This window comes from Luteococcus sediminum (assembly GCF_054783495.1).
In genome coordinates this window covers 189,533-216,507 of record NZ_BAAGQL010000005.1, presented here as the reverse complement: position 1 = coordinate 216,507, position 26,975 = coordinate 189,533, and the positions used below count along the sequence as shown (strand labels likewise).

The window sequence follows — 26,975 nt, the reverse complement described above, 5'->3', positions numbered from 1 at the left end:
ACTCGATCCGGCGAGGCATTGTTAATTCTTAACCGCACCTGCCCCGGCCCATGGGGCGGGGCAGGTCCTTGCATGTGGCATATTCATATCTGTCCACTCCCCCGATGGACAGTGGTGCGACCCGAGTGGAAGCCGACTGGCTGCCCCGAGATCACTCGGGTCGCACCATGCACCTTCCTCCACACAGCCCGCCCCCGTGGCCATTGCCGCCCGGTCGGGCCGGCTGGCATGCAGGACCAGGTTGCCGGGGCAGTTCGGGACAACAGGTGGACGGGGGGACAGTGGAGGACCAGACCGCGGGCGGGGACCTGGCGGGTACCTTGAGCGAGGCGATCCGTGCCAGGGGGCTGAGCCTGGAGCGGATCAGGCACCGGCTCCAGCAGCTCGACGTGACGGTGAGCGTCGCGACCCTGAGCTACTGGCAGAACGGGCGCTCACAGCCCACCCGGGCCCATTCGGGGCGCACCCTGAGCGCCCTGGAGCAGGTGCTGGAGCTGCCGCCGGGTTCGCTGACCTCGCTGGCGCCGCTGGCACCCACCCGTCGGCGCAGTGGCAACGGGCGCGGGCCGATGCGGCTGCCGGAGACCGTCGAGCAGGTGCTGGCCCAGACCGGCCTTCGCCCCTCGGACCTGCGCAAGGTGAGCACCCACGTGCAGGTGGGTCTGGACGAGAACCGCTGCCAGCGCATCGAGGTGGTGCGCAATGTGGTGCAGTGCCTGCGGGCCGGCACCCGCAGCTTCCCCGTCGTGGCCCAGGCCGAGCGCGACGGTGCCTTCGCCGATGTCGTCACGGGCCTGAAGAACTGCAGGCCCGGGCGTCGCATGGTGGCCGAAGCCCAGGAGCTGGCCGTCACCGAGATGCTGCTGCCACGGGCGCTGCGCCAGGGCGAGCTGATGATGCTGGAGTACCAGACGGTCTTCGGCTCCCAGACGGAGGTCTTCGACCACCTGGGCATGGTGCTGCCCAAGATGCAGAACATGGTGTTGGAGGTCGCCTTCACCCCCCACGACCTGCCCAGCAAGGTGGTGGCCTGGTCCTCTCCCGACTCACACAGTGCCGCCGACGGCCGCGAGGATGCCGAGACGATCCCGGTCGACGGGTCCGTGGCCCAGTACGTCCTGGTCGACCCGCCCGCGGGTTTCCACTCCGTGGCCTGGCAGTGGAGCGAGGACCTGCCCGCACGCTGAGGCAATAGGCTGTCGGGCGTGAGCGACTTCGATCCCGGACTGCCCCTGATCCACCGCGGCAAGGTGCGCGAGCTGTACGCACTCCAGGCCGCCGACCGGCTGCTGATGGTGGCCACCGACGCCATCTCCGCCTATGACTTCGTGCTGGAGCCCGGCATCGACGACAAGGGCGTCGTGCTCACCCAACTCTCGCTGTGGTGGTTCGACCAGTTGGCCGGCATCGTCGACAACCACGTCATCAGTGCCGATCCCGCCACCGTACTGGCGCCCGAGCAGGCCCGGACGGTCGCCGGACGTGCCCTGGTCTGCGAGAAGCTCGAGATGGTGCCGGTGGAGTGCGTGGTGCGCGGCTACCTGACCGGCTCCGGCTGGGCCGAGTACCAGGTCAGCGGCACCGTGTGCGGCATCGCCCTGCCCAAGGGGCTGCAGGACGGCTCGAGGCTGCCCGAACCGATCTTCACCCCCGCCACCAAGGCGCCGATGTGCGAGCACGACGAGAACGTGGACTTCGAGTCCATGTGCCGCACCACCGGCCGGGAGCTGGGGGAGCGGCTGCGCGAGCTGAGCCTGGAGGTCTATGCCAGGGCCGAGCAGGTGGCGCGCGAGCGGGGGATCATCCTGGCCGACACCAAGCTGGAGTTCGGCCGTCGCGCCGACGGCACCCTGGTGCTGGGCGACGAGGTGCTCACGCCCGACTCCTCGCGCTTCTGGGACGCGTCCACCTGGGCGCCGGGCGGCAGTCTGGACAGCTTCGACAAGCAGTATGTCCGCAACTGGCTGACCCGCGAGTCCGGGTGGGACCGCAGCAACGACAATCCGCCGCCCTCGCTGCCCGCCGACATCGTCGAGGCCACCCGGATGCGCTACCTGGAGGCCTTCGAGCGCCTCACCGGCACCCCACTCGTCCTTCCCTGAGTGCTTTGCTGACGGGTGCGCCTGGTGTGCCTGGTGCGCCCGGGATCTGGAGCGGGATGTCTGGTGCTGCACCCCGCCGTGGCGGCCACCCCGAGCCAGCCCAGCACCACGAGGTTGCGTGGTTGGGTGACGAAGGTGAGGTCCTGCTGCAGCAGGGGCACCGCCAGGACAAGGGCTGCCACCAGGAAGATCCAGCTGCTCAGCACCAGCGGTTCGTCTCCCTCACTGGCTGCACGTCGACTCGCCACGGAGTAGCTGCCGAAGCTGATGCCGGCAGCCACGGCGAGCAGGAGACCCAGCACGTCGAGCGGTGCGGAGCTGCCGGATCCCAGGACCAGGAGCGAGGCACCCGCCAGGCTGGTCAGGGTGGCCGTCGTCCACCGGCGGGACGGGCGCCGTCCCTCGAGCCGCCAGCCCAGCAGCCCCGCGACCAGCGGCGTCGTGGCCAGCATGACCAGGGTTCCCACGGCCACCCCGGTCCGGGCGATGGCCGCGAAGAAGGTCAGCTGGTAACAGGCCACGGACAGGCCGGCAGGAAGGATCCACCGCCAGCTCCCGTGTCGCAGCGGCGCCACCCAGCCCCGAGCTCCGCCGGCCAGGGCGATGCCGGTCAGCAGGACGGCGGCCACCAGGGTGCGCAGGCCTCCCACGGCCACCGGGCTGTGCTGTCCGGTGAGCAGGGCCTGCTAGGTGCCCGTGGTGCCCCACAGACAGGCGCCGGCAAGGGCGAGCACGGCTCCGTGGCGGTGTCCGGAGTGCGCCGTTGAGGGGCTGGTCACGGCACGACGATAGGCGAGACCGGTTGGGTCGCCGGTCCCATCTTCCCGATCGAGCGATTGTGGGTCCTTGGCACGTTCAAGATGCGCTGGAGACCTGAACCCGCTCGATCGTGACAGGCTCGCTACCGGTGGGGTGGGTTCGTGGGCACCCGAGGTTCGATAGGATCACGAGCATGGCCCGTGTAGTCGTCGATGTGATGCCCAAGCCCGAGATCCTTGACCCCCAGGGCAAGGCTGTGACCGGAGCACTCAACCGCCTTGGATATGACGGTTTCACCGTGCGCCAGGGCAAGCGTTTCGAGATCGAGGTCGACGGTGAACTCACCGACGAGCGCCTGGACCAGATCCGTGACGCCGCCGAGAAGTTGCTGGCCAACACCGTGATCGAGCAGTTCGACGTGCGCGTCGAGCAGGGCGGGCAGGACCACTGATGGTGCGCATCGGTGTGGTGACCTTCCCGGGCACCCTGGACGACCAGGACGCCCTGCGCGCCGTGCGCATCTCCGGTGCCGAGCCGGTGCCGCTGTGGCACGCCTCCGACTCCCTCGAGGGCGTCGACGCGGTGATCCTGCCCGGCGGCTTCAGCTACGGCGACTACCTGCGCTGCGGCGCCATCGCCCGCTTCTCGCCGGTGATGAGCTCGGTGATCGAGGCCGCCAACCAGGGCATGCCGACGCTGGGCATCTGCAATGGCTTCCAGATGCTGTGCGAGGCGCACCTGCTGCCCGGCGCGATGATCCGCAACGAGAAGCGCCATTTCGTCTGCAAGGACCAGCGGCTGCGCGTCGAGACCAATGACACGACCTGGACCTGCGCCTTCGAGCCCGGTGACGAGATCACCATCACGCTCAAGAACGGCGAGGGCAACTACCAGGCCAGCCCCGAGACGCTGAAGATGCTCGAGGACAACAACCAGGTGGTCTTCCGCTACATCGACGGCAACCCCAACGGCTCCAACCACGACATCGCCGGCATCACCAATGGCCGCGGCAATGTCGTGGGCCTGATGCCGCACCCCGAGCACAACGTGGAGGAGCTGACGGCCTCGAGCCTCGACGGCCTGCCCTTCTTCGCCTCGGTGCTGCAGTTCCTGGAGTCCCGCGTCTGACGCACACCGGCAACGAGCCACGAGGGCGCCTCCCGGATGGGAGGCGCCCTCGTGTGTTGCTGCCCGGCAGGTCAGCTGCGGGGGCGGCGGGCGCGCTTCTTGTAGACCTGCACCACCGAGGGGCGGGCCACGGTCTTGTCGTAGTCGGGGAACTGGCTGTGCTGCTCGGCGAAGGAGCCGTCCTCACCGGGGTGTTGCACCGAGACGAAGACCGTCTGCTCCTTGTCGCGCACGATCGGGCCGCAGGTCTCGGCCTCGGTCGGCACCGACAGGAACTGGTCGACGCGGCCACGGGCGTGGCCCTCCAGCGTGACGCGGAAGAGGCCGTCGTTGTAGCCCATGCCGTCGGGCGCGCCGTCGGTGGAGATCCACAGGTTGCCGACCGAGTCGAAGGCCAGGTTGTCGGGGCAGGAGATCGGCGAGACGTGCTCGCGCGGGTAGCCGGCGAAGTAGGTGTTCTCGTCGGTGGCGGGATCACCGCAGACCAGCAGCAGGTTCCAGGCGAAGCGGGTGGAGGTCTGGCTGCCCAGCTCGTCGATCTCGACGACGTGGCCGTCGCGATTCTGGGAGCGCGGGTTGGCCTCGTCGACGCCCGCCTTGCCGGGCTTGGCGCGGTCGGCGTTGTTGGTGCAGGCGACGTAGACGCGGCCGGTCTTCAGCGAGGGCTCGACGTCCTCGCAACGGTCCATCTTGGTGGCGCCCAGCTTGTCGGCGGCCAGGCGGGTGTAGACCAGCACCTGCTCGACGCTCATGCCCTCCACCATGGACTGGCCGTCCTTGACCAGCGGCAGCCAGCGGCCGGTGCCGTCGAAGGCGCCGTCGCTGGGCAGGGCGCCGGTGCCGTCGATCTCTGCGGCAGGCGAGTTGCCGGAAAACTTGGCGACGTACAGGTCACCATCCTCCAGCAGGCGCATGTTGTGGCGGCGGTCGTTCTTGCGGTACTTGCGCTTGCTGACGAACTTGTAGAGGTAGTCGAACTTCTCGTCGTCGCCCGAATAGGCGACCACGTGCCCGTCCCGGGCGACGATGACATTGGCGCCCTCGTGCTTGAAGCGGCCCAGGGCGGTGTGCTTGCGGGGGGTGGAGGTGGGGTCGAAGGGGTCGACCTCGACGATCCAGCCGAAGCGGTTGGTCTCGTTCTCGAAGCCCTCGTTGCGGGTGTCGAAGCGGGGATCGCTGTGCTCCCAGCCGCGCACGGTCTCCTTGCTGGTGATGCCGTAGCGCTTGTCCTCGGCGGAGGTGCCCTTGCCGACGAAGTAGGAGTGGAAGTTCTCCTCGCCCGAGAGCAGGGTGCCCCACGGGGTCAGTCCGCCGGAGCAGTTGCCCAGGGTGCCCAGCACCTTGGTGCCCGAGGGGTCGGCCTTGGTCTTGAGCAGGTCACTGCCGGCGGCAGGGCCGGTCATGCGGTAGGCGTCGTCGATGACGATGCGACGGTTCAGGCGGGCGCCCTTGACGTAGCTGTAGGGGCTGGCCGGGTTCTTGCGCTGCAGCTCCACCACCGTCAGGCCGTGGTTGATCATGCCCAGCTCGCGCTTGGTCTCGATCGGCATGTCCTCGGGGAACATGATGTTCTCGTTGGTGTACTCGTGGTTGACGAACATCACCGCGCGGCGGCCGTTGCTGCCCGGGATCTCCTGGATCTCGGTGTAGTCGTTGTTGTAGCCGAACTGGCGACGGGCGGCCTTGGCGGTCTGCTTGTTGGCGTCGAAGGCGGGGGCGTCGTCGAAGAGCGAGTCGCCCCAGCGGATGATCGGCTTCCAGGCGTAGCCGGTGGGCACGTTGAGCTCGTCGACGGTGTAGTCGACCGGTGCGATCGGGTCGAAGTTGAGCGGGCTCCTGCTGCCGCGGCGGTTGCGACGGCCCTCGGCCAGCCCGGCGGGGGCGGCGGCGGCAAAGTCGGCGTGGGAGGCGCCGAACAGGGCCACGGCACCGGCGGAGCCGGCCAGCACGCCGCGACGGCTCACCGCGGCCGAGGCGACGTCACGGAAGTAGTCGTTGTCGGTGGTGTTGCAGGTCTCGCCGAGGCACTGGTTGTCGCACTTGAGGGCGCAGGTGACGGCGGAACGCTTGCCGCGCACGTGGTCGATCATCGGGAGCAGACGCTTGGAGTCCATGGGGTTCCTTTCGCACCGGCCCGGGGGCCGTTTCCTGTGGGGCCGCGGCCGTGGGGCCAGCGGGGATGCACGGGAGACTCAAACAGGCGCCGGTGGACTCCAACCGACGCCCGTCTGAACGCGACGTGAACGCCTCTCAGCTGGCCTTGCGGCTGGCCGACGGGCGCATGCCATGCTCCAGGCCCCAGATCACTGCCTGGGAACGGCTCGTGGCACCGATCTTGCGATAGGCGGAGCGGATGTAGGACTTGACCGAGTTGGGGCTCAGGAAGAGGTCCTGGGCGATTTGTTCATTGCTCAGACCCTGGCAGATCAGCGTGATCATCTCCGATTCGCGCATGCTCAGGCCCTCATTGCGCCCGGGCCAGTCGCGACCCTTCACGCCGTGGTCGGGGTCGAGGTCTGCCGCCACCGCCGAGGCGCCGCGCTCCACGACCCGGTGGCCCTGTTGGATGGTGCGCAGTGCGTGTGCGAGCTCCTGGGCGGTCAGGGCCTTGGACAGCACCCCGCTGGCCCCGGCAGCGAGGCTGTCGTGGACCAGGTCGTCGTCCACCTGCCAGGCGTAGACGGCCAGCCGCGAGGCCGACTGTTCGCTGAGTCGGCCCCGGACGGTCTCGTCGATCGGCAAGGACGAGGCATAGGTATCGAGCAGGAGGATGTCGACGGGGCTGGCGACCGGCACGAGGGTGTCGAGCTCCACCACCTCGATCCCCTCGGCATCTGCCAGCAGGCTCGCCAGACCCTCGATCACAAGGGGGTGGTCATTGACAAGTGCAACACGGACAGGTGGGTTCACCACTGCATTATGCACCCCGGACCGCCGCCGGACCGCCACTCCCGGCCCTGCCCACGTCGCGTCGCAGCGCCGAGCCCGGGGACAGCAGTGGCAGGCGTGCCGCACCGCGCAGGCCGTCGGTGGTGGTGCGCGTGGGCCAGGCGCCCACGCACTGCTCCTGCACCGTCCGTGTGAAGGACTCGCGCACGTGCGGCGAGTCGAAGACCTTCCCCACCATTCCCACCGGCACCTCGACGGTGCCGTCCAGACCCACCCCGTCCGAACCCACCCCGCTCAGGCCCACCCTGCGCAGTCCCGCCAGCGCCGAACAGGCGAGCTCCTGCCCGGCCCGCTCGCAGATGTCGCGGCAGACCTCGTCGTCGGCGGCCAGCTCGGCGACGGTGCGCGACCAGGCGGCGATGTGGCGCACCCGGTACGGATCGGCCTGCAGCACCATGTAGGCGCCCTCCAGATCGCCGTCGAAATGCTCCTGGACCGGCGCGGAGAGGGCCGTGGCCGGGCCCCGGCCATCGTGGGCGCGCATCACCGCGTCCAGGCCGGCGCGGCCGATCCAGTAGCCCGAGCCGGCATCCCCGATGAGGTTGCCCCAGCCGTCCACCCGGGCCACCTGCTCGTCCCCGACGGCCAGGGTCACCACGCCGGTACCGGCGGCCACCACCACCCCGGTCCGGTCGCCCAGCGCGCCCAGGTAGCTGGTGATCGAGTCGTGCGCCAGCAGGACCTCGTGCACGCCGACGCCGACCGCCTCGGCCAGTTGGCCGGCGTCCTCACCGGGGGTCAGGCCCGAGCTGCCAACGGCCAGCACCACCGGTTCCCGGCCCAGCAGACCCTGCGCCGTGGCCCGGTCGAGCACCTCGCGGGCCATGGCAGCCAGCTGCGGCACCACCGGCCGGTCGGTCACCACGCCCTCGCCCTCGTGGTGCAGCAGCACCCGGTCATCGACGGTGAGCTCGGCGCGCACGCCGGTCTGGCCGGCATCCATCACCAGTACCGGGAGGGGGGATGTCGTCGCCATCATGTCCCAAGCCTAGGCTGGGTGGTTGGTATGGCCGTGACAAGGGCCGCAAGTGCTTGCGCCCTGCGGCGAGCAGTGTTTGGCTGGCACGGTGACCACTACCAACATCGCCCGTGACGAGGCCGCCCGACGTAGTGCCGGCCTGACCGTCGAGAGTTACCACACCACCTTGGACCTGCTGGGGGCAACCGACCCCGAGCAGGCCCGTTTCGGGGTGTACTGCGTGGTGCAACTGGAGTCCAGTCTGGAGCAGACCTTCATCGACTTCGTCGACGGCGCCGTGAACCGCCTGGTCGTCAACGGCGAGGTTCAGAAGGTCGACTACGACGGCGCCCGGCTGCAGCTGTCCCTGGAGCAGGGGCGCAATGTCGTCGAGATCCACGCCGAGGGCACCTATTCACGCTCCGGGCAGGGCCTGCACCGCTTCGTCGACCCCATCGACCAGCAGACCTACCTGTACACCCAGTACGAGCCGGCCGATGCCCGTCGCGTCTTCCCCAACTTCGAGCAGCCCGACCTCAAGGCAGTGCACCACATCACGGTGCTCGCGCCCGAGGGCTGGCAGGTGCGCTCCAACCAGCCGCGGGTATCCGGCGGCCCGGTCACCAATGACGACGGAGTGACCGGCGTGCGCCACGCCTTCGCGCCCACCCCGAGGCTGTCGACCTACCTCACCTGCGTGGCCGCCGGACCCTGGGCAGAGCAGACCGACCGATGGAGCTCCGGCGACGGACTCGAGGTGGAGCTCGGTGCCCTGTGCCGCCAGAGCCTGGCCGAGCACTTCGACGCCGAGGCGATCTTCACCCTCACCAAGCAGGGCATGAACTTCTACCATGCTGCCTTCGGCTTCCCGTACCCCTGGGGCAAGTACGACCAGGTCTTCGTGCCCGAGTACAACCTGGGCGCCATGGAGAACCCGGGCCTGGTCACCTTCACCGAGCACTACATCCACCGCTCGGCCGCCACCCGTGCCCAGTACCAGAACCGCGCCAACACGATCCTGCACGAGATGGCGCACATGTGGTTCGGCGACCTGGTGACCCCGGCCTGGTGGGACGACCTGTGGCTCAAGGAGTCCTTCGCCGAGTTCATGGGCGCCCATGTCAGCGTCGAGGCCACCGAGTTCACCGACGCCTGGGTCGCCTTCGCCGGACGCCGCAAGGACTGGGCCTACAACCAGGACCAGCTGCCCACCACCCACCCGATCGTCGCTGACATCCCCGACATCGAGGCCGCCAAGCAGAACTTCGACGGCATCACCTACGCCAAGGGTGCTGCGGTGCTCAAGCAGCTGGTGGCCCACGTCGGCATCGACGACTTCTTCGCCGGCGCCCGCGACTACTTCCAGGCCCACGCCTTCGGCTCCGCCCGCCTGGCCGACCTGCTCAAGGCCCTGGAGCAGGCATCCCAGCGCGACCTGCAGGAGTGGTCGCGGCGCTGGCTGCAGACCGCCGGGCCCGACAGCCTGGTGCCCCAGGTCGAGTGCGCCGACGGGAAGATCACCCGACTGGCCGTGCGCCAGCACTCGGTGGACGCCCGCGACGGCCAGCACGTCGGCCGCCCGCACACTCTGGTGGTGGGGCTCTACCGGCTCGACGGCGACCGCCTGGTGCGCAGCGACCGCATCGACCTGGAGCTCGACGGCCGCGAGCTCACCGAGGTGCCCTCCGCCGTCGGCCTGGCCGAGCCCGACCTGGTGCTGGTCAACGACGAGGATCTCACCTACGCCAAGGTGGGCCTCGACGAACGCTCCCTGGCCACCGTCAAGCAGCACCTGGGAAGCCTCGACGACGCCCTGGCCCGCGTCCTGGTCTGGTCCTCGCTGTGGAACCAGACCCGCGACGCCGTGCTCCCGGTCGTCGACCACCTGGACGCAGTCATCGCCCACGGCCTGGCCGAGAGCGACATCGCCACCTTGTCGGTGCTGCTGGCCAATGCCGAGTTCGGCATCAACCACTACCTGCCCGAGCAGCGCCGCGAGGAGCAGGCCGGCCGCCTGGCGGAGGCCGTCTGGCAGGCCCTGCAGGGCGCCGAGCCCGGCAGCGACCGCCAACTCGCCCTGGCCCGAAGCCTCGCCTCGCTGGCGCGTCGCGTCCCGGCCGCCACCGACCACGTCGGGGCACTGCTCGACGGCAGCGAGGTCCCCGACGGGCTCGAGGTCGGCTCGGAGCTGCGCTGGATGCTGGCCACCGCCATGGCGGCACAGGGCCGCTGGGGCGTCGCCGAGCTCGACGAGGAACTGGCCCGCGATCCCGGCAAGGACGGCGTCACCGCCCGCCTGGGTGCCCTGGCCGCCCGCCCCGAGGCCCAGGTCAAGGCCGAGGCCTGGCAGCAGCTGCACACGCCGCTGGCGCTCAGCAATGACCACGTCGACGCGATCATCGCCGGGCTCAACGCCCCCGGCCAGGGGCACCTGCTGGCCGATCGCGCCGACGGCTACTTTCACGGACTGCCCACGGTCTGGCAGCAGCACGCCATCGAGATCGCCCAGCGCCTGGTGCGCGGCCTCTTCCCCGACACGCCCGATGCTGCCGACCGTGCCGATGCCTGGCTGCAGGCGCATCCGCAGGCACCCGGTGCGCTGCGCCGGCTGCTGCTGGAGGGCGCCGATGCGGCCCGTCGCTCCGCCGGGGCCCAGGACTTCAACGCCTGACCCGAAGCACCACGGGATGGTCCCCGGACCGCTCCGACGATGCCCGCCGCCCCACCCGGGTGCGGCGGGCATCACTGCCTTGTCTAGAGTCGAGCCCAGGAACCAGTGGCGGTTCCCGGCCAGTGCGGCATCCTCGTCGCGGCCCACCCCTTCCCCTGAGGTAGACATGAGCACCGTCATCCCCAGCAAGGCCCGCACCGACATTCCTCCCACCTCGCTCGACGAAGAGGTGATCAGCCGGGAACGGCGCCTCACACCCCGCCAGATGGTCGTGTGGGGTCTGATCGCCCTGCTCGGAGCAGTGGCCTGGGTGGAGATCGCCATCCTGCGCGGCGAACAGGTCAACGGGATCTGGTTCGTCTTCGCTGCCGTCTGCAGCTACCTGATCGCCTACCGCTTCTACTCCACCTTCGTCGAACGGGTGCTGATCAAGCCCGACGACCGTCGCGCCACCCCCGCCGAGTACAACTACAACGGCCACGACTACGTGCCCACCGACCGGCGCATCCTGTTCGGCCACCACTTCGCCGCCATCGCCGGAGCCGGGCCGCTGGTCGGCCCCATCCTGGCCGCCCAGATGGGCTACCTGCCCGGCACCATCTGGATCATCGTCGGCGTCATCTTCGCCGGCGCCGTGCAGGACTACGTGGTGCTGTTCGCCTCGATGCGCCGCGGCGGACGATCCCTGGGACAGATGGCCAAGGACGAGCTCGGGCTGGTCGGGGGCTTCGCCGCCCTGCTGGCCACCCTGTCGATCATGCTGATCATCGTCGCCATCCTGGCGCTCGTGGTGGTCAACGCGATGGGGGAGAGCCCCTGGGGTGTCTTCAGCGTCGGCATGACCATCCCGATCGCCCTGTTCATGGGCCTCTACCTGCGCTTCATCCGTCCCGGACGGGTGATGGAGGTCTCGGTGATCGGCTGCGTGATGCTGATGGCCGCCATCATCGGCGGAGGCTGGGTGGCCAACACCGGCTGGGGCCAGGCCTGGTTCCACCTGGACCGCCCGACCCTGGCGTGGATCGTCATCGGCTACGGCTTCATCGCCGCCGTGCTGCCCGTCTGGCTGCTGCTGGCCCCGCGCGACTACTTGTCCACCTTCATGAAGGTGGGCGTCATCGTCATGCTCGCCCTGGCCATCATCGTGGTGCGCCCCGAGATCACCGTGCCGGCCGTCAGCGAGTTCGCCAGTCGCGGTGACGGGCCGGTCTTCAGCGGCAAGATCTTCCCCTTCCTGTTCGTCACCATCGCCTGCGGTGCCCTGTCCGGCTTCCACGCCATGATCGCCTCGGGCACCACGCCGAAGATGGTGGAGAAGGAGCGCCAGACCCGCCTGATCGGCTACGGCGGCATGCTGATGGAGTCCTTCGTCGCAATCATGGCCCTGGTCGCCGCGGTCAGCATCGACCGCGGCATCTACTTCGCGATGAATGCGCCCGCCGCCGCCACCCAGGGGACTGTCGAGGGGGCGGTGCAGTTCGTCAACTCGCTGGGCCTGTCCGGCGTGCACGTGGATGCCGCGACGCTCACCGAGACCGCTGAGAACGTCGGGGAGCACTCCGTCGTCTCGCGCACCGGCGGCGCCCCCACCCTGGCCGTCGGCCTGGCACACATCATGCACCAGGTCTTCGGCGGCAAGGCGATGATGAGCTTCTGGTACCACTTCGCCATCATGTTCGAGGCCCTGTTCATCCTCACCAGCGTCGACGCCGGCACCCGCGTGGCCCGCTTCATGCTGCAGGACGCGCTGGGCAACGTCGCGCCCCGCTTCCGCGACCCCGGATGGACGCTGGGGGCCTGGCTCACCACCGCCGTCATGGTGGCCGGCTGGGGCTCGATCCTGGTCATGGGCGTCACCGACCCGCTGGGTGGCATCAACACCCTGTTCCCGCTCTTCGGCATCGCCAACCAGCTGCTGGCCGCGATCGCCCTGAGCATCTGCACGGTGATCTTCGCCCGCAAGGGGGCCCGCGGCACCCTGCTGGTGCTGGTGGTGCCGACCATCTTCACGGCCGTCATCACCGTCTACGGATCCTGGCTGAAGATCTTCTCCAGCGACCCGAAGGTCGGCTACTTCGCCAACCACCGGCTCTACGCCGACGCCATCGCCGCCGGCAAGACCTCGCTGGGAGGGGCCAAGACCCCCGAGGCGATGCAGGCGGTGTCCAACAACACCATGGTGCAGGGCAGCCTGTCGGTGCTCTTCGTGCTGTGCGCCCTGGTGGTCTTCGCGGTGTGTGCGCTGCGCACCGTCCAGGCCCTGCAGGCAGGACGTGGCGGCGAGCAGCTCGACACCGAGGACCCGGCGCTCCCGGCGCAGCTCTACGCACCCGCCGGCCTGGGCGCCTCGGCGGCCGAGAAGGAGCTGGAGGCGCAGTGGAGTGCCTTCCACGCCGCCAATCCCGACGCACACCTGGTCAGGTCGGGGCACTGATGGACTGGCTGCGACGCCTGTCCCGGCTGGCCAACGGCGTGCTGGGCGCCGACCGCTACGAGCGCTACCTGCAGTGGCACCACACCACCGGTCAGGCCGGGCCGCCGATGGAGCGCGGCGAGTTCTGGCGCCACGAGTACCACCGCCAGGAGCACAACCCCGGCAGTCGCTGCTGCTGAGGCACACCGGTGGCCCTGCACCGACGATGGCGCCGCCCCACGGCGGGGGCGGCGCCATCGTCGGGCAACCGGTAGATTGGACCCGTGGCCGACACCGTTGACAATGCCAAGAACACTCCTGACGTCCAGCAGCCCTGGGCCGAACTGGGACTCAAGCAGGACGAGTACGACTCGATCCGCCAGATCCTGGGACGCCGCCCGACGGGTGCCGAGCTGGCCATGTACTCGGTGATGTGGAGTGAGCACTGCTCCTACAAGTCCTCCAAGGTGCACCTCAAGCGCTTCAGCGTGCTCGAGCAGACCACCCCGCGGGGCCCGCTGCTGGCCGGCATCGGAGACAACGCGGGCGCCGTCGACATCGGCCAGGGCTATGCCGTCACCTTCAAGGCCGAGAGCCACAACCACCCCTCCTACGTCGAGCCCTACCAGGGCGCCGCGACCGGCGTCGGTGGCATCGTGCGCGACATCCTCGCCATGGGCGCCCGCCCGATCGGCGTGATGGACCCGCTGCGCTTCGGCCCGCTGGATGCCCCCGACACCAAGCGTGTGCTGACTGGCGTCGTCTCCGGCGTCGGCGGCTACGGCAACTGCCTGGGCCTGCCCAACATCGGGGGCGAGGTGGTCTTCGACAAGACCTACTACGGCAACCCGCTGGTCAACGCCCTGTGCGTCGGCCTGATGCGACACGAGGACCTCAAGCGTGCCCAGGCCACCGGCGCCGGCAACAAGGTGATCATGTACGGCGCGGCCACTGGCGGCGACGGCATCGGTGGCGCCTCGATCCTCGCCTCGGAGACCTTCGACGCCGACGGCCCCGTCAAGCGTCCCAGCGTGCAGGTGGGCGACCCCTTCATGGAGAAGCTGCTCATCGAGTGCACCCTGGAGCTTTTCGAGGCCGGCGTCATCAACGGCCTGCAGGACTTCGGCGCGGCCGGCATCAGCTGCGCCACCAGCGAGCTCGCCTCCGCCGGTGACGGCGGCATGCACGTCGAGCTCGACGTCGTCCCGCTGCGCGACTCCAGCCTCTCGCCGGAGGAGATCCTCATGAGTGAGTCGCAGGAGCGCATGATGGCCGTGGTCGAGCCCGGCAAGGTCGAGCGCTTCATGGAGATCTGCGCCAAGTGGGACGTGCTGGCCACCGTCGTCGGCGAGGTCGTCGAGGGCGACCGGCTGACCATCACCTGGCACGGGGAGACGATCGTCGACGTCGACCCCAGGACCGTGGCCCACGACGGCCCCACCTACAACCGTCCGATCGAGCGTCCCAGCTGGATCGACGAGGTCAACGCCGACGATGCCAACCGCCTGCCGCGCGCCGCCAGCGGTGAGGAGCTGGCCCAGACGCTGCTGCGCATGGTCGCCTCACCGAACCTGTGCGACAAGTCCTGGGTGACCAACCAGTACGACCGCTTCGTGCGCGGCAACTCGGTGCTGGCCCAGCCCGAGGATGCCGGCATGCTGCGCATCGACGAACAGACCAACCTGGGCATCGCGCTGGCCACCGACGCCAATGGCCGCTTCTCCTACCTGGACCCCTATGTGGGTGCCCAGCTGGCGCTGTGCGAGAGCTACCGCAATGTGGCCGTCAGCGGCGCCGAGCCGGTGGCGATCACCGACTGTCTGAACTTCGGCTCGCCGGAGGACCCCGAGGTGATGTGGCAGTTCCAGGAGACCATCGAGGGCCTGGTCGACGGCTGCCGGGAGCTGGGGACCCCGGTCACCGGCGGCAATGTGAGCTTCTACAACCAGACCGATGGCACCAACATCCTCCCCACCCCGCTGGTGGGCATGCTGGGCGTGATCGACGACGTCACCAAGCGCGTCCCGTCCGGCTTCGCCTTCGAGGGCGACGCGGTGCTGCTGCTGGGCACCACCAAGGAGGAGATGGGCGGTTCGGTCTGGTCGCAGGTGATGCACGACGACCACCTGGGTGGACGCCCCCCGGCCGTCGACTTCGCCGCCGAGAAGAACCTGGCTGCCGTGATGCTCACGGCCAGCCGCGAGCAGCTGCTGTCCAGCGCCCATGACCTGGCCGACGGCGGCCTGGCCCAGGCGCTGGTGGAGTCCTCGCTGCGCAAGGACAAGGGCGTGGCCCTGACCCTTCCCGAGGGCGATGCGTCCGTGCAGCTGTTCAGCGAGTCGGCCGCCCGCGCCATCGTCAGCCTGCCCGCCAGCTCCCTGGCCCGGATGCAGGAGCTGTGCGACGAGCACCAGGTGCCGCTCTTCCGCCTGGGCGAGGTGACCGGCGCCGCCGAGATCGAGATCCGCGGACACTTCACCCTGCCGCTGGCGCGGGTGCGAGAGGCGTGGAGCTCCACGATCCCCGCGGCCATGGACACCCCGGAAGTGGTGGCCGCGGAGGCCTGATCCTGGACAAGGTGACGCAGTCAGTGGCCCAGCCCCCGACATCGGGGGCTGGGCCACTGACTGCGTCTGGTTCCAGGGCATCGCCGTGCACGACGGGCAGGGATGGGCCCCGCTCACCAGTCCGAGGCGACGTAGCACGGCATCCAGCTGGCGGGCGGTCTCGCACGGCCGGTACCAGCAGTCGGCGTGGCCATAGCGCAGGGTGAGCAGGCCGTCGACCGCCGCGCCGTTGTCACGGGCCATGTCGCGGAATGTCTCGGCCGCAGCGGCGTGGCCGAGCCGCCCGTCGAGTTCCACCAGGACAGGGCCCAGCCTCAGGTCGTGGCGGTGTGCCCCGCGCCGGATCTGGCGCTCACCACGAGGCAACCCGTGGGGACGAAGCACAGTCGTGCGAACAGGTGCTCCAAGGGGGATTCGAGCCCATCGGCCTCGTCCAGCAGGAGCTCCAGGCGGCGGCGCACCTTCGGACCGGCCGGCAGCTGGGCACGCTTGTCGAGAGCCGCCCGCAACCGCCGAGTGGTGGTGCATCGTCGGCGAAGTGCCATGGTCACCCACTCCACCAGTCGCTCTGGTTCCAGTGCACACAGTTCCAGCACCGTCCATTCGGGGCTCGGGCAAGGCATCACGCCGTGACCCGTGGGGAGGTGGCGGCGTCGCTCGAAGCGCACGCCCGGCACGCGGGCGCCACCACAGGTCTGCGGTACGAGGATGGGCACTGGGGCGGGAGCCTGCGTCACGAGTCCGAGCCGATGTCCGGCTGCCGGGCCACCCAGGATCGCCTGGTCGCCGCCGGCCAGCAGGCCGAGCCACGCGGTCGACTCGAAGTCGCATCGTGCAGGGGTCGTGGTGTAGATGCCGCGGGCGGCGCGCTGCCAGTGCCCCTGGCGCACCAGCCTGTCGATGGCATTGGGCGGGAAGCCGCAGCCCAGAACCTGCTCTCGTGTCACCAAGCCGGCCTGGAGACCCGCGAGCTGGTGGACGGCGGCCGGGGCCGGGGCAGTGAGGTGCATGGTTCGATGCTGCGGCGTGGCCGGGGCGCGTTCAACCGGAAATGTGGAGCCTGTGGATGGTTCCTCGACACGTGTTGGGCTGTGGAAAACGGCCCGAGGCATGAAGTGTGTGGCCCAGCCCCCCGATGTCGGGGGCTGGGCCACACACTTCTCGTGTCAGCCTCAGATGACGCCAGCGATCGCCTCGCAGACATAGTCGATGTTCGCGTCGTTCAGGGCGGCGATGCAGATGCGGCCCTTGTCAGTGCCGTAGACGCCCCACTTCTCACGCAACTGGACCATCTGCTCCTTGGTCAGTCCCGAGTAGCTGAACATGCCCACCTGCTCGGCGATGAAGCCCATGTCGCGCTTGCCGTTGGCGGCGGTCACATCGTGCTCGGCCAAGCCGTCGACCAGACGGCGACGCATCTGCTTGATCCGGTCACGCATCGCGGCCAGTTCGTCGACCCACTGGGCGCGCAGGGCGTCGTCGGACAGGATCTTCGCGACGACGGTGGCGCCGTGCGTGGGGGAGGAGGAGACCATGGTGCGGATGAGCACCTTGAGCTGGCTCAGCACCCGGGCCGCCTCGTCGGCGTCGGTGCAGGTCACCTGCAGGGCTCCGACGCGCTCGCCGTAGAGGCCCATGTTCTTGGCGAAGCTGACGGTGTTGAGCACCGGCCGGCCGGTGGCGACGAACTTCTTGATCGCCTTGACGTCCTGCTCGGGTCCGTCGGCGAAGCCCTGGTAGGCCATGTCGACCAGGGGGACGAGCTCGCCGTCGGTGATCACCTGGACGACCTGGTCCCACTGTTCGTCGGTCAGGTCGTAGCCGGTGGGGTTGTGGCAGCAGGCGTGCAGGACGACGACGGTGCCGGGCTGGGCGGCGCGCAGGTCGGCGAGCATCCCGTCGAAGTCGATGCCGTCACGGTCGGCGGCCTTGTAGCGGTAGGTGCCCACCTCGAAGCCGGCCCTGGTGAAGACGCCCTGGTGGTTCTCCCAGCTGGGATCGCTCAGCAGCAGGGTGCCATTGCCCAGCGGGCGCAGGAAGTCACCGGCCACGCGCAGGGCGCCGGTGCCCGAGAGGGTCTGGACGGTGACCAGGCGGCCGTCGGCAATGGTGGCGGCATCCTTGCCGTGCACCAGCTTGGCGACCTCGGTGGTGTAGGCGCGAAGGCCATCGATGGGCAGGTAGCCGCGCGGCTGCGGATCGACACTGATCTGCTGCTCGACGGTGCGGACGCAGTCGAGGACCGGCAGCTTGCCGTTCTCGTCCTGGTAGACGCCCACGCCCAGGTTCACCTTCTTGGGGTTGGGGTCTGCCAGGTAGGCCTCGGTGAGCCCCAGGATGGGGTCACGCGGTGCCATGTCGACAGCGGAGAGGACAGACATTCACGTGCCTTTCGTCAAAGCGGTGTGCTCGCCCCATCCAACCACGCGGGCCATGTCCAGTCCTAGGCTTGCCCCATGAGCCAGATCCACGAATTGGAGGCCCTGCAGCTGGCCGGCGCTGTCGCCGACGGGCAGTTGACGGCGGTGGAGGCCTGCGTCGCGGGGCTGGAGCGCGCCGAGCAGGTGGGGCCGTCGGTAGGGGCCTTCGTGTACCTGGCCCACGAGCACGCCCTGCGGGAGGCGGCGTTGCTGGACGCCGACCCGTCGCGCGCGGCGGGTCAGGTGCTGCGTGGCGTGCCCTGCCCGGTGAAGGACCTTTCCATGGTCAAGGGCCTGCCCTTCGAGGCCGGGTCGGTGACGATGGCCGGCCACGTGGCTCCCGTCGACGACGGCACGACGCAGCTGCTGCGGGCCGCCGGCACGGTGATGGTGGGCAAGACCTCCACCCCCGAGTTCGGGCTTCCCTGCTACACCGAGCCGGAGGGCCAGGAGCCGGCGCGCACCCCGTGGGACCTGCGACGGTCGGCCGGTGGTTCTTCGGGCGGGGCGGCGGCTGCGGTGGCGGCGGGCATCGTCCCGATCGCGCACGGTTCGGACGGAGGCGGCTCGATCCGCATTCCCGCCAGTGTCTGTGGGCTGGTGGGGTTGAAGCCTTCCCGGGGCCGCATCTCGCCGGGGCCCCATGGCACTGACGGCGTCGCCCTGGCCACGCAGGGGGTGCTGACCCGCACGGTGCGCGACACCGCAGCCGGTCTGGACGTGCTGCGCGCCCACTGGCCCGGCGACGGCTACTTGTTGCCCGATCCGCGTGACGGCTACCTGGCGCGGGTGGACCAGCCGCCCCAGCCGCTGCGGGTGGGGCTGCTGCTGGAGCCGTCGAATGTCAGCACCGTGGTGGATCCGGCCTGTGTGCGGGCGGCCGAGGGGGCGGCGCGGCTGCTGGAGGATCTTGGCCACCACGTCGAAGTCGCGCCGCCGCCCTATGCGCCCCAGCGGTGGGAGGCCTTCATCGACCTGTGGTCGGTGATGGCGCTGCAGGCCCTGGTTGCGGAGGAGGACGAGCACCGGCTGCGCCCGTTGACCCGCTGGCTGCGGGGGATGGGGCGCGAGGTGACCGGTGTGCGCCATGCCCGGGCGATCACCGCGGCGCAGACCCTGGCCCGCGACACGGCCGGCGCCTGGGAGGGATGCGATGTGGTGCTCTCCCCGACGCTGGCGCAGCCGCCGGCGCTGGTGGGGCAGTTGCGCAATGACGACGACCCCGAGACCGACTTCTGGGACCAGACCCGGTTCACGCCGTGGACCAGCACCGCGAACCTGACCGGGCGGCCGTCGATCAGCCTGCCGCTGCACCGGGAGGTGGTCGACGGGGTGGAGCTGCCGATCGGGGTGATGCTCACCGGGCAGCTGGGGCAGGACGAGACGCTGCTGCGGCTGGCCCGCCAGTTGGAGCTGGCCGCGCCGTGGCCGCCGACTCCTGCCAGCAGCTGATTCCGTGTGGCTGCTGGCCTGGGGGACGGTATCCCTGGACACGAGCCCGGGTCGTAGTCACAGCCGTCTTCCCCGGCCGCCGGGGCCGGTTCCCGTCGACCGGGGGCCTCGCTAGCATCAGCACATGAGTGTCGATGAAGCAGCCCTCCGTTCCGCCGTCGAGTCCGTCCTGCCCCAGATGCGCCAGGACTGGTTCGACCTGATCCGCATCGAGTCGATCAGCTCGATGCCCGAGAAGGACGCCGAGACCCAGCGCAGCGCCGAGGCCGTCGCCGAGAAGCTCCGCGAGATCGGCTGCCCCGACGTCAAGGTGGTCGCCGAGGGCGGCAAGCCCGCCGTCATCGCTCACTTCCCGGCCCCCGAGGGCCAGCCCACCATCTGCCTGTACTCGCACCACGACGTGCAGCCCACCGGCGACCCGTCGCTGTGGCAGAGCCCGCCCTTCGAGCCCACCGAGCGCGACGGCCACCTGTACGCCCGCGGCTCCAATGACGACAAGGGCGGTATCGCCGTCCACCTGGGTGCGCTGCGCGCCTTCGACGGCAAGCTGCCGGTGGGCGTCACGCTGTTCATCGAGGGTGAGGAGGAGATTGGTTCCCCGAGCCTGGCGCGGCTGATCGAGACCTACCACGACGAGCTGGTCAGCGATGTCTTCGTCATCTGTGATGCCACCAACTGGGAGGCCGGCCAGCCGTCCTTCACCACCACCCTGCGCGGTGTGGCCGACTGTGTGGTGGAGCTGCGCACCCTCGACCACGCCCTGCACTCGGGTGGTTTCGGCGGCGTCGTGCCCGACGCGCTCACCTCGATGTGCCGACTGCTGGCCACGCTGCACGACGAGAAGGGCAATGTGGCCATCGAGGGCCTCAAGACCCACCCGGCCCCCGACCTGGACTACCCGGAGGACCGCCTGCGCAGCGAGTCGGGCATCCTCGACGGGGTGCACTGGCTGGGCGACGGCTCGGCCGTCAGCCGCCTGTGGACCAAGCCGTCGTGCACCGTGCTGGCGATCGACTGCACCAGCGTCGCCGACGCCTCCAACACCCTGGCCCCGGTGGCGCGCGCGAAGGTGAGCGTGCGCGTGGCCCCCGGTGACGACTCGACCGATGCGCTGGAGGCGCTGGTCAAGCACCTGGAATCGCATGCCCCGTGGGGTGCGCAGGTGAGCGTCACCCGCGGCGAGACCGGCAACCCGGGCCTGGTGCCCTTCGAGGGGGAGCTCGCCGAACTGGCCCAGGGTGCCTTCCGCGATGCCTGGGACGGCACCGACCCGGTGCAGGTGGGGTGCGGCGGATCGATCCCGATGATCGCCGACTTCCAGCAGGCCTTCCCCGACGCGCAGGTGCTGGTGACCGCCGTCGCCGATCCTGATGGCCGCCCGCACGGCATCGACGAGTCGCAGAACCTGGACGACCTGGACAAGGCCTGCCTGGCCGAGGCGCTGCTGCTGGCCCGGATGGCCCGCTGAGCACAGGCCTGAGGGACCTCAGATCGCGGGGTCGGCGCTGGTGAGCAATTCCAGCGTCGACCCCGTCTGCGTGCGGGTGAGCCGCACCTGGTCGGGGATGCGGGTGCGCAGTTCGGCGACGTGGCTGATGATGCCGACGGCACGGCCGCCCTCGCGCAGCCCGTCGAGGATGCCCAGCACCTGTTCCAGCGCCTGCTCGTCGAGGGTGCCGAAGCCCTCGTCGACGAACAGGGTCTCCAGACTGGTGCCGCCGGCCTCGTGACGCACTGCGTCGCCGAGCCCCAGGGCCAGCGCGAGCGAGGCCATGAAGGTCTCGCCGCCCGAGAGCGTGGATGTGTCGCGGGGTCGTCCGCTCCAGGCGTCGACCACCTCCAGTCCCAGGCCGCTGCGGGCGCCGCGTCCGGCCAGGGCGTCGGTGTGCTGCAGGGTGTAGCGTCCGCCGGTCATCACCACCAGGCGCTGGTTGGCCAGTTCCACCACCTCCTCCAGCCGCGCGGCGAGCACATAGGTGGGAAGGCTCATCCGCAGGTGATTGTTCGCCCCAGTGCCGGCGGCGGTGTCGGCCACCTCCTTGACCACGGCGGCGCGTTCCAGCTGCGGTCCCAGCTCCTGCAGCTGGGCGAGCGCGGTCTTGCACCGCGTCACGGCGGTGCGGTGGGCGGTGCGGGCCGTGCCCAGTTCCTGCGCGGCGGACTGGGCAGCTTCGCGTCCCTCGGCGACGGCAACCGCCAGCGCCTCCAGGTCGGGCAGGGCCCGTTCCTGGGCCTGGACCACCTCCGGGTCGGCGAGCACCGCGCGTGACTCGGCCAGCGCCGTGTGGTGCGCCTCCACCCGCTGCTGCAGGTCCTGGCGCACGGCCGGTGCCAGCACCGCGGCCAGGGCCTGCTCGGCATCGGTGAAGTTCTGCTCGGCCAGTGCAATGGCCTCGGCCGAGCGGGCCTCGTCGAGTTCCTTCACGGCGGAGGCGAGCTGCTGGCGGCTGCGCTCCAGTGCGGCGACGGCCGAGCGTGCCCGGTCGAGCCGGTCGCGCACCTGGCCGAGCCAGTCCGGTGAGGCCTGGTCACCCTCGGCATCATCCTCGGGGAGCAGCACGACCGGGTGCTCCCGCAGGTCGCCCACAGCGCTGGAGGACCGCTCTTCCAGGTCGGTGACGGACTCGGCGGTGGTACGGGCCAGGGTGGCTGCCTCGGCATGCTGGCGCTCCGCCTCCTGCTGCGCCAGCCGGGCCGACTCGTGGCCCTGCTGGGCGCGGGCCAGGTCACGCTCCCGCTCCTGGACGGCCTGGCGTGCGCGTCGGGCCTGCTCCAGCGCCGCCCTGGCCGAGGCATGGGCCTGGTCGAGGTCGGCTGTGGACTCCAGCCCCGGCACGGACTGCGCCTCGCGCAGCACAGCCATCCGGTGCTCCACCGCTTCCTGCGCCGCCACGGCGGTGGCCCGCGCCGCCTCCACCCGGCCCAGCGTGGCACTGGTGCGGGAGGCGGCCTCGGCACGCTCCTGTTCGGCGGCTTCCAGTTCCTCGCGCGAGACCAGGTGCTGGGCGCCGGCATCGGCGGGCGAGGGGTGATCGGCGGAGCCGCAGACCGGGCACGGCTCGTCCTCGGCCAGCTGCTGGGCCAGCTCGGCGGCCAGGGTCTGGGAGCGGCGTCGTGCCAGCTCTGCGGCCCGGGCGGTGACTTCCTGTTCCGTCTGGAGCGTCGCGCGATGGGCCTGGGCGGCTGCTTCGACCGATGCCTCCTGCTGTTGCGAGCGCGCCACCAGGGATCGCGCTTCTTGCAGGTCGGCCACCAGGCGTTCGGCGGCGGCTTCGTCACCGACGGCGGCGTTGGCGCTGGCCAGTTCCTGCTGGGCCTGGTCCAGCCGGGCGGTGGCTGCGGCGAGCTCCCGGTTGCGTGCGTCCCTGCGCCCCTCGGCCTCCTCGAGGGCACAGGCGGCGGCACGCCCCGAGGTTCGCGCGGAGGTGAGCTGTGTGGTCAGGTCAATGGCGCGCAGGGCCTGGTCTCGGGCCGTCCCCAGCCGTGTGGTCAGTTCGTCGGTGTCCTTCGCCCACCTGGTGCCGTCCTCGGGCAACAGTGCCGCGACGGCCGCCTGCTGCTCGTCCACGGCGGCGTGTGACTGTTCGTGGGCGACGGTCCGCTGGCGGGTCTGCTGCACCAGCTGCACCACCAGCGCAGCCCTGCCGGCCGCCTCCAGTCTTTCCCGGTCCTGGGCGACCTGTCCCGACTGGGCCTGCAGCTCGTCCAGGCGCTCCCGGGCGGCCGCGGCCCGCCGATGCAGGCCCTGCAGCGCCAGGGCCTCCCGCTCCGCCTCCACCCCCTGCTGGTGCGCCAGGGTGGCACTGCGGTGGACCTCTTCGCGCGCATCGTGCTCACGCTGGGTGGCGGCCAGCAGAAGGGCGAGGGCCTCGGGCAGTGTCGGTCCTTCGCTCGGGGTCCTGCCAACCTGTTCTGCGTCGAGGAAGTGCTCCGGCAACCGGGCGGGATCGTCGTGCGCCAGCAGCGGGTCGGCGGCATCGCACAGCCGCTGCAGTTCGCCGCGCAGTTCTTGGCGTGCGCTGGTCACCTGCTTGTCGAGCTCACGGCGGCGGTTCTCGAGCCAGTGCAGGAGTTGGTCGAAGCGTTCGGTGGAGAACAGCCGCTGCAGGATCTCGGCCCGGTCCTCGGTGCGGGCGCGCAGGAAGCGGGCGAAGTCCCCCTGGGGGAGCAGCACGACGGTCTTGAACTGGTCCAGGCCCAGGCCCACCGCGTCGCTGATCACGCGACCCACCTCGTCGGCGCGGCCCGATCCGCGGTCGAGCCAGGCGCCGTCGACCAGTTCGGTGAGCACCACCGTGTGCTGCTGTTTGGTGGTGCCGGTGCCGCGCAGCTTGGGCCGCTGGTACTCGGGGGAGCGCACCACGCGGAAGCGCCGCGCCCCCACGCTGAAGACCAGCTCCACCTCGGGCTTGGCGGTGGGGGCGGCGTGCTGGGAGTGCAGCGACTTGCTGCTTCGCACCCCCGGCAGGTTGCCGTAGAGCGCGAAGCAGACCGCGTCGAGCAGGCTGGTCTTGCCCGACCCGGTGGGGCCGTTGATCAGGAAGAGCCCGGCCCGGCCGAGCGCGTCGAAGTCGATCTCGACGGTGCCGGCGAAAGGCCCGAAGGCGGTGGCGCGCAGGTGGTGCAGCTTCATCGGACGGCCTCCGCTCGCTCGATCCGGCTCTGTTCGATCGCCTCGGCCACGACGGCCCGCTCCCGCTCGTCCGGGCCGCGGCCGCGACGCACGTGGGTGAGGAAGCCGTCGACCAGTTCGGCATCGCTGGCGGTGCGCACCCGGCTGGCGTAGCTGTGCTGGGCGGTGGGGGAGACGTGGGCGGGTTGGTGTTCCAGCACGACGGTGTACGGGAATCGTTGCCGCAGCTGGTTCATGGCATCCAGCGGCCGGGCGTCGTCGGTGAGGATGACGCGGCACCAGGCCTCTTCGGCGTGCTCGTGGACGGGATCGGCGAGCAGGTCGAGCAGGTCTCCGCGCAGCGTCGCCAGCGGCCGCAGCACCGGCGCCTCCACCGCTTCGACATGCAGTGCACCGCCCCGCTGTGGGGGCAGCTCCACCAGCCAGCTGGACTTGGTGTGTGCCTGCTCGGAAAAGCTCATCGCCACCGGGGATCCGGAATAGCGCACATGTGGCCGGATCTCCTGCCTGCCATGGATGTGGCCGAGCGCCGCGTAGTCGAAGCCCTCGAACAGGCTCGCGGGCACGTCGCCGATGCCGCCGACGCTGATGTCTCGTTCGGACTCGCTCTCGACGGCTCCGGTGACGAAGGCGTGGGCGCTGACCACCACGGGGCCGTCGAAGCGCTCGGCATCGGCGGCCACCCGCCGCAAGGCCTCACCGAGCACGCCCAGGTGGCTGGCGGCCACGTCCTCGCCGAGCAGGGGAGCGGCCACCGACGGTTCCAGGTAGGGCAGGGCGTAGATCCGTGCACCATCGACCTCGACGGGGCGCAGCATGTCGTCGACGCCGGTGCGCAGGTGCACCCCGGAGGCCTCCATCAGCCTGCTGCCGAAGCCGAGCCGCACCGCCGAGTCGTGGTTGCCGCTGGTCAGCACCACTTGGGCGCCGGCCGCGACGATCCGGGCCAGGGCATCGTCGAGCACCTCGACGGTCTGGGGCCCGGGCAGGGCGCGGTCGTAGACGTCGCCGGCCACGAGCACCGCGTCGACCTCACGCTCGGCCACCTGATCCACGAGGTGGCCGATGAACAGCTGCTGGGCGGGCAACAGGCCCACCTGATGGAAGGAACGGCCCAGGTGCCAGTCGGAGGTGTGCAGGATCCTCATGCCGACGACCCTAGGGGTCGGCTCCGACAATTATCGTGGAGCCATGCGTGACCACGAGCCGATCGTCTTCGAGAGCTGGGTGGATCGCCAGATCCGCGAGGCCACCGAGCGGGGCGAGTTCAGCAACCTGCCGGGCGAGGGCAAGCCGCTCACCGGGCTGGGGCGGCCGGACCCGCCGGACTGGTGGGCGCAGCGCAAGATGGCCTCCGAGGACCTGCGCGCCGTGATGCCCGGCCCGCTGGCGGTGCGACGCGAGAAGCAGGACCTGCAGCAGACCCTGGCCGACGTGCGGGACGAGGCGACGGCCCGGGCGATCGTCGAGGACCTCAACCAGCGGATCAAGGAGCACAACCTCACCCGGATCGCGGGCCGTCACATCATCACCGGGCTGGTCGATGTGGAGCAGGCCGTGCGCCAGTGGCGCTCGGGTCGTCGCTGACCATCTTGAGCCCGGCCAGGGTGGCCACCAGCGCCAGGACGACCAGGATGCGCACGGCACCGCCGGGTTCACCGAAGGCCAGCAGGCCCACCGCAAAGGTGCCCACCGCCCCGATCCCGGTCCAGATGGCATAGGCCAGGCCCAGGGGGATCGTCGCCAGGGCCCGCGCCAGGCATTCGAAGCTGGCGATGGCGCAGGCAAGGAAGACCAGGAACCAGCGCGGGTCCTGTTGTTCGAGCTTGAGGGCCGTGGTGAATCCGATCTCGAGGAGTCCGCCCAGCAGGACCCAGGCCCAGCCATTCATGACGCCACCTTGAGCATGAGGATCAGGGTGATGGCCAGCGCCATCAGGCTGAGGGTCGCGGGGCGGGGCCGGTGCCCGAACAGGAGGGCGTCGACGCCGATGGTGCCCACCGCCCCGATCCCGGTCCAGATGGCATAGGCGGTGCCGAGGGGAATCGTCTGGATGGCGGTGGACAGCAGGTTGAAGCTCACCACCGCACAGGCCAGGAATCCCCAGCCCCAGTTCTTGTTGCGCTGTTCGAGCTGGAGGCAGGTGGTCATGCCGACTTCGAAGACGCCGGCCACGGCGAGGGCGATCCAGGGGTCCATGGGGATCCTTCCTTCAGAAAGCACGAGTGTGTTAAATGAAGGATTGCCCCCGTCTCCAGTGCTGTCAATACAGTTGTGCGAAAAAGATCCGCCATGATGGGCTCCGAGCCAGTCCACAGGAGAGGGGGCAGTGGTGCCTCGAGTCGTCGACCATGACGAGCGCAGGATGGAACTCACCCGCGCCGCCATGGCCCTCGTGCGCGATGAGGGCTTGGCGGCCCTCAGCGTGCGGGGTCTCGCTGCCGCGAGCGGCTGGTCGCCCGGAGCGGTGCGGCACTACCTGCCCACCCACCAGTCCATGGTCGACGCAGTGGTGGAGGCTGTGCGCAGCGGCTTCGAGGCCCGACTCCTGGCCGTCGAGCCGCAGCCGGACCCACTGGAGCATGCCCGGGCCCTGCTGCGTGCGGCACTGCCACTCGACGACGAGTCGCGGGAGCTCTCCCGGGTGTGGTTCGCCTTCCTGGGTTCCCGGGCGCATCTCGCGGATGGAGCCGGGCTGATTGCCTACGACGAACTGGCCGGGCTCCTGCAGGACATGTTCGCGGGATTCCAGCGGGCGGAAAGGCTGCGGTCGACCACCCCCCGGGGTGCGGCGGTCACCCTGCAGGCAACCCTGGACGGGTTGACCATCCACCTTCTGATGGAACGCGTGGATGCCGACGAGGCCATCGCTGCACTGGACCGGGCCCTCGACCAGCTGGTCGACAGACCCTGAAGTCGGGGC

The 26,975-nt window shown here is 70.2% G+C and carries 20 protein-coding genes and 2 pseudogenes; 12 read left to right on the top strand and 10 right to left on the bottom strand.

Features of this window, described 5'->3' with window-relative positions; genetic code table 11:
* Positions 1-320 precede the first annotated feature (320 nt).
* Both ACYVKA_RS03670 and ACYVKA_RS03665 read left to right on the top strand, forming a co-directional pair.
* Positions 321-1,187 carry a hypothetical protein gene (locus ACYVKA_RS03670; protein ID WP_460703048.1) on the top strand — a complete coding sequence of 289 codons (867 nt, stop codon included), beginning with the start codon at positions 321-323 and terminating at the stop codon, positions 1,185-1,187.
* A gap of 18 nt (positions 1,188-1,205) precedes the next feature.
* A pseudogene (locus tag ACYVKA_RS03665) lies at positions 1,206-2,081 on the top strand (phosphoribosylaminoimidazolesuccinocarboxamide synthase); the annotation flags it as partial.
* Here the strand turns inward: ACYVKA_RS03665 and ACYVKA_RS03660 are convergent.
* On the bottom strand, positions 2,051-2,782 hold the full coding sequence (locus ACYVKA_RS03660) for a DMT family transporter (protein ID WP_460703201.1): 732 nt from the start codon (positions 2,780-2,782) through the stop codon (positions 2,051-2,053). The pseudogene ACYVKA_RS03665 and the gene ACYVKA_RS03660 sit on opposite strands and share 31 nt — an antisense overlap.
* Before the next feature lie 257 nt (positions 2,783-3,039).
* Between ACYVKA_RS03660 and purS the strand changes: the two are divergent.
* Both purS and purQ read left to right on the top strand, forming a co-directional pair.
* Positions 3,040-3,312, top strand: a pseudogene (purS, locus tag ACYVKA_RS03655) (phosphoribosylformylglycinamidine synthase subunit PurS); the annotation flags it as partial.
* Positions 3,312-3,989 (top strand): phosphoribosylformylglycinamidine synthase subunit PurQ, encoded by a 678-nt coding sequence (purQ, locus tag ACYVKA_RS03650; protein ID WP_460703046.1) that lies wholly within the window; start codon positions 3,312-3,314, stop codon positions 3,987-3,989. The pseudogene purS and the gene purQ, both read left to right, overlap by 1 nt.
* Before the next feature lie 71 nt (positions 3,990-4,060).
* On the opposite strand, the gene ACYVKA_RS03645 is transcribed toward purQ, so the two are convergent.
* The 3 genes from ACYVKA_RS03645 to ACYVKA_RS03635 all read right to left on the bottom strand — a co-directional run bounded on the left by ACYVKA_RS03645 (position 4,061) and on the right by ACYVKA_RS03635 (position 7,917).
* On the bottom strand, positions 4,061-6,103 hold the full coding sequence (locus tag ACYVKA_RS03645; RefSeq protein ID WP_460703044.1) for a PhoX family protein: 2,043 nt from the start codon (positions 6,101-6,103) through the stop codon (positions 4,061-4,063).
* Positions 6,104-6,239: 136 nt separating this feature from the next.
* Positions 6,240-6,899: a response regulator transcription factor gene (locus ACYVKA_RS03640; RefSeq protein WP_394276121.1), complete on the bottom strand. Its 660-nt coding sequence runs from the start codon at positions 6,897-6,899 to the stop codon at positions 6,240-6,242.
* Positions 6,900-6,906: 7 nt separating this feature from the next.
* Positions 6,907-7,917: an N-acetylglucosamine kinase gene (locus ACYVKA_RS03635; protein WP_460703042.1), complete on the bottom strand. Its 1,011-nt coding sequence runs from the start codon at positions 7,915-7,917 to the stop codon at positions 6,907-6,909.
* Positions 7,918-8,005: 88 nt separating this feature from the next.
* Here ACYVKA_RS03635 and pepN point away from each other — a divergent pair, with 88 nt between their 5' ends.
* The 4 genes from pepN to purL all read left to right on the top strand — a co-directional run bounded on the left by pepN (position 8,006) and on the right by purL (position 15,547).
* Positions 8,006-10,567 (top strand): aminopeptidase N, encoded by a 2,562-nt coding sequence (gene pepN / locus ACYVKA_RS03630; protein ID WP_460703040.1) that lies wholly within the window; start codon positions 8,006-8,008, stop codon positions 10,565-10,567.
* A 166-nt stretch (positions 10,568-10,733) separates the two neighbouring features.
* Positions 10,734-13,001: a carbon starvation CstA family protein gene (locus tag ACYVKA_RS03625; protein WP_460703038.1), complete on the top strand. Its 2,268-nt coding sequence runs from the start codon at positions 10,734-10,736 to the stop codon at positions 12,999-13,001.
* Positions 13,001-13,180, top strand: a complete 180-nt coding sequence (locus ACYVKA_RS03620) for a CstA-like transporter-associated (seleno)protein (RefSeq protein WP_394276117.1) — start codon at positions 13,001-13,003, stop codon at positions 13,178-13,180. Before ACYVKA_RS03625 ends, ACYVKA_RS03620 begins: the two co-directional genes overlap by 1 nt.
* 84 nt (positions 13,181-13,264) lie before the next feature.
* Positions 13,265-15,547: a phosphoribosylformylglycinamidine synthase subunit PurL gene (purL, locus tag ACYVKA_RS03615; protein ID WP_460703036.1), complete on the top strand. Its 2,283-nt coding sequence runs from the start codon at positions 13,265-13,267 to the stop codon at positions 15,545-15,547.
* 314 nt (positions 15,548-15,861) lie between these two features.
* Here the strand turns inward: purL and ACYVKA_RS03610 are convergent, their stop codons facing one another.
* Together ACYVKA_RS03610 and ACYVKA_RS03605 are read right to left on the bottom strand one after the other, a co-directional pair.
* Positions 15,862-16,557, bottom strand: a complete 696-nt coding sequence (locus tag ACYVKA_RS03610) for a type IV toxin-antitoxin system AbiEi family antitoxin domain-containing protein (protein ID WP_460703034.1) — start codon at positions 16,555-16,557, stop codon at positions 15,862-15,864.
* Positions 16,558-16,719: 162 nt separating this feature from the next.
* Complete coding sequence (locus ACYVKA_RS03605) at positions 16,720-17,928, bottom strand: amino acid aminotransferase (RefSeq protein ID WP_460703032.1); 1,209 nt, start codon at positions 17,926-17,928, stop codon at positions 16,720-16,722.
* A gap of 75 nt (positions 17,929-18,003) precedes the next feature.
* Here ACYVKA_RS03605 and ACYVKA_RS03600 point away from each other — a divergent pair, with 75 nt between their 5' ends.
* Positions 18,004-19,419, top strand: a complete 1,416-nt coding sequence (locus ACYVKA_RS03600) for an amidase (RefSeq protein ID WP_394276499.1) — start codon at positions 18,004-18,006, stop codon at positions 19,417-19,419.
* Between the two features lie 124 nt (positions 19,420-19,543).
* Entirely contained in the window at positions 19,544-20,887 is a 1,344-nt protein-coding gene (locus ACYVKA_RS03595) for a M20/M25/M40 family metallo-hydrolase (RefSeq protein WP_460703030.1), read from the top strand.
* A gap of 18 nt (positions 20,888-20,905) precedes the next feature.
* On the opposite strand, the gene ACYVKA_RS03590 is transcribed toward ACYVKA_RS03595, so the two are convergent.
* Positions 20,906-24,052: an AAA family ATPase gene (locus ACYVKA_RS03590; RefSeq protein ID WP_460703028.1), complete on the bottom strand. Its 3,147-nt coding sequence runs from the start codon at positions 24,050-24,052 to the stop codon at positions 20,906-20,908.
* On the bottom strand, positions 24,049-25,200 hold the full coding sequence (locus tag ACYVKA_RS03585) for an exonuclease SbcCD subunit D (RefSeq protein WP_460703026.1): 1,152 nt from the start codon (positions 25,198-25,200) through the stop codon (positions 24,049-24,051). The genes ACYVKA_RS03590 and ACYVKA_RS03585 overlap by 4 nt, the downstream gene beginning before the upstream one ends.
* 43 nt (positions 25,201-25,243) lie before the next feature.
* On the opposite strand from ACYVKA_RS03585, the gene ACYVKA_RS03580 reads away from it, so the two are divergent.
* Positions 25,244-25,639 (top strand): DnaJ family domain-containing protein, encoded by a 396-nt coding sequence (locus ACYVKA_RS03580; protein WP_460703024.1) that lies wholly within the window; start codon positions 25,244-25,246, stop codon positions 25,637-25,639.
* Here the strand turns inward: ACYVKA_RS03580 and ACYVKA_RS03575 are convergent.
* Together ACYVKA_RS03575 and ACYVKA_RS03570 are read right to left on the bottom strand one after the other, a co-directional pair.
* Complete coding sequence (locus tag ACYVKA_RS03575) at positions 25,581-25,943, bottom strand: DMT family transporter (protein WP_460703022.1); 363 nt, start codon at positions 25,941-25,943, stop codon at positions 25,581-25,583. The genes ACYVKA_RS03580 and ACYVKA_RS03575 overlap by 59 nt on opposite strands.
* Positions 25,940-26,251: a DMT family transporter gene (locus tag ACYVKA_RS03570; protein WP_460703020.1), complete on the bottom strand. Its 312-nt coding sequence runs from the start codon at positions 26,249-26,251 to the stop codon at positions 25,940-25,942. The genes ACYVKA_RS03575 and ACYVKA_RS03570 overlap by 4 nt, the downstream gene beginning before the upstream one ends.
* Positions 26,252-26,384: 133 nt before the next feature.
* Between ACYVKA_RS03570 and ACYVKA_RS03565 the strand changes: the two genes are divergently transcribed.
* Positions 26,385-26,966, top strand: a complete 582-nt coding sequence (locus tag ACYVKA_RS03565) for a TetR/AcrR family transcriptional regulator (RefSeq protein ID WP_460703018.1) — start codon at positions 26,385-26,387, stop codon at positions 26,964-26,966.
* Positions 26,967-26,975 lie beyond the last annotated feature (9 nt).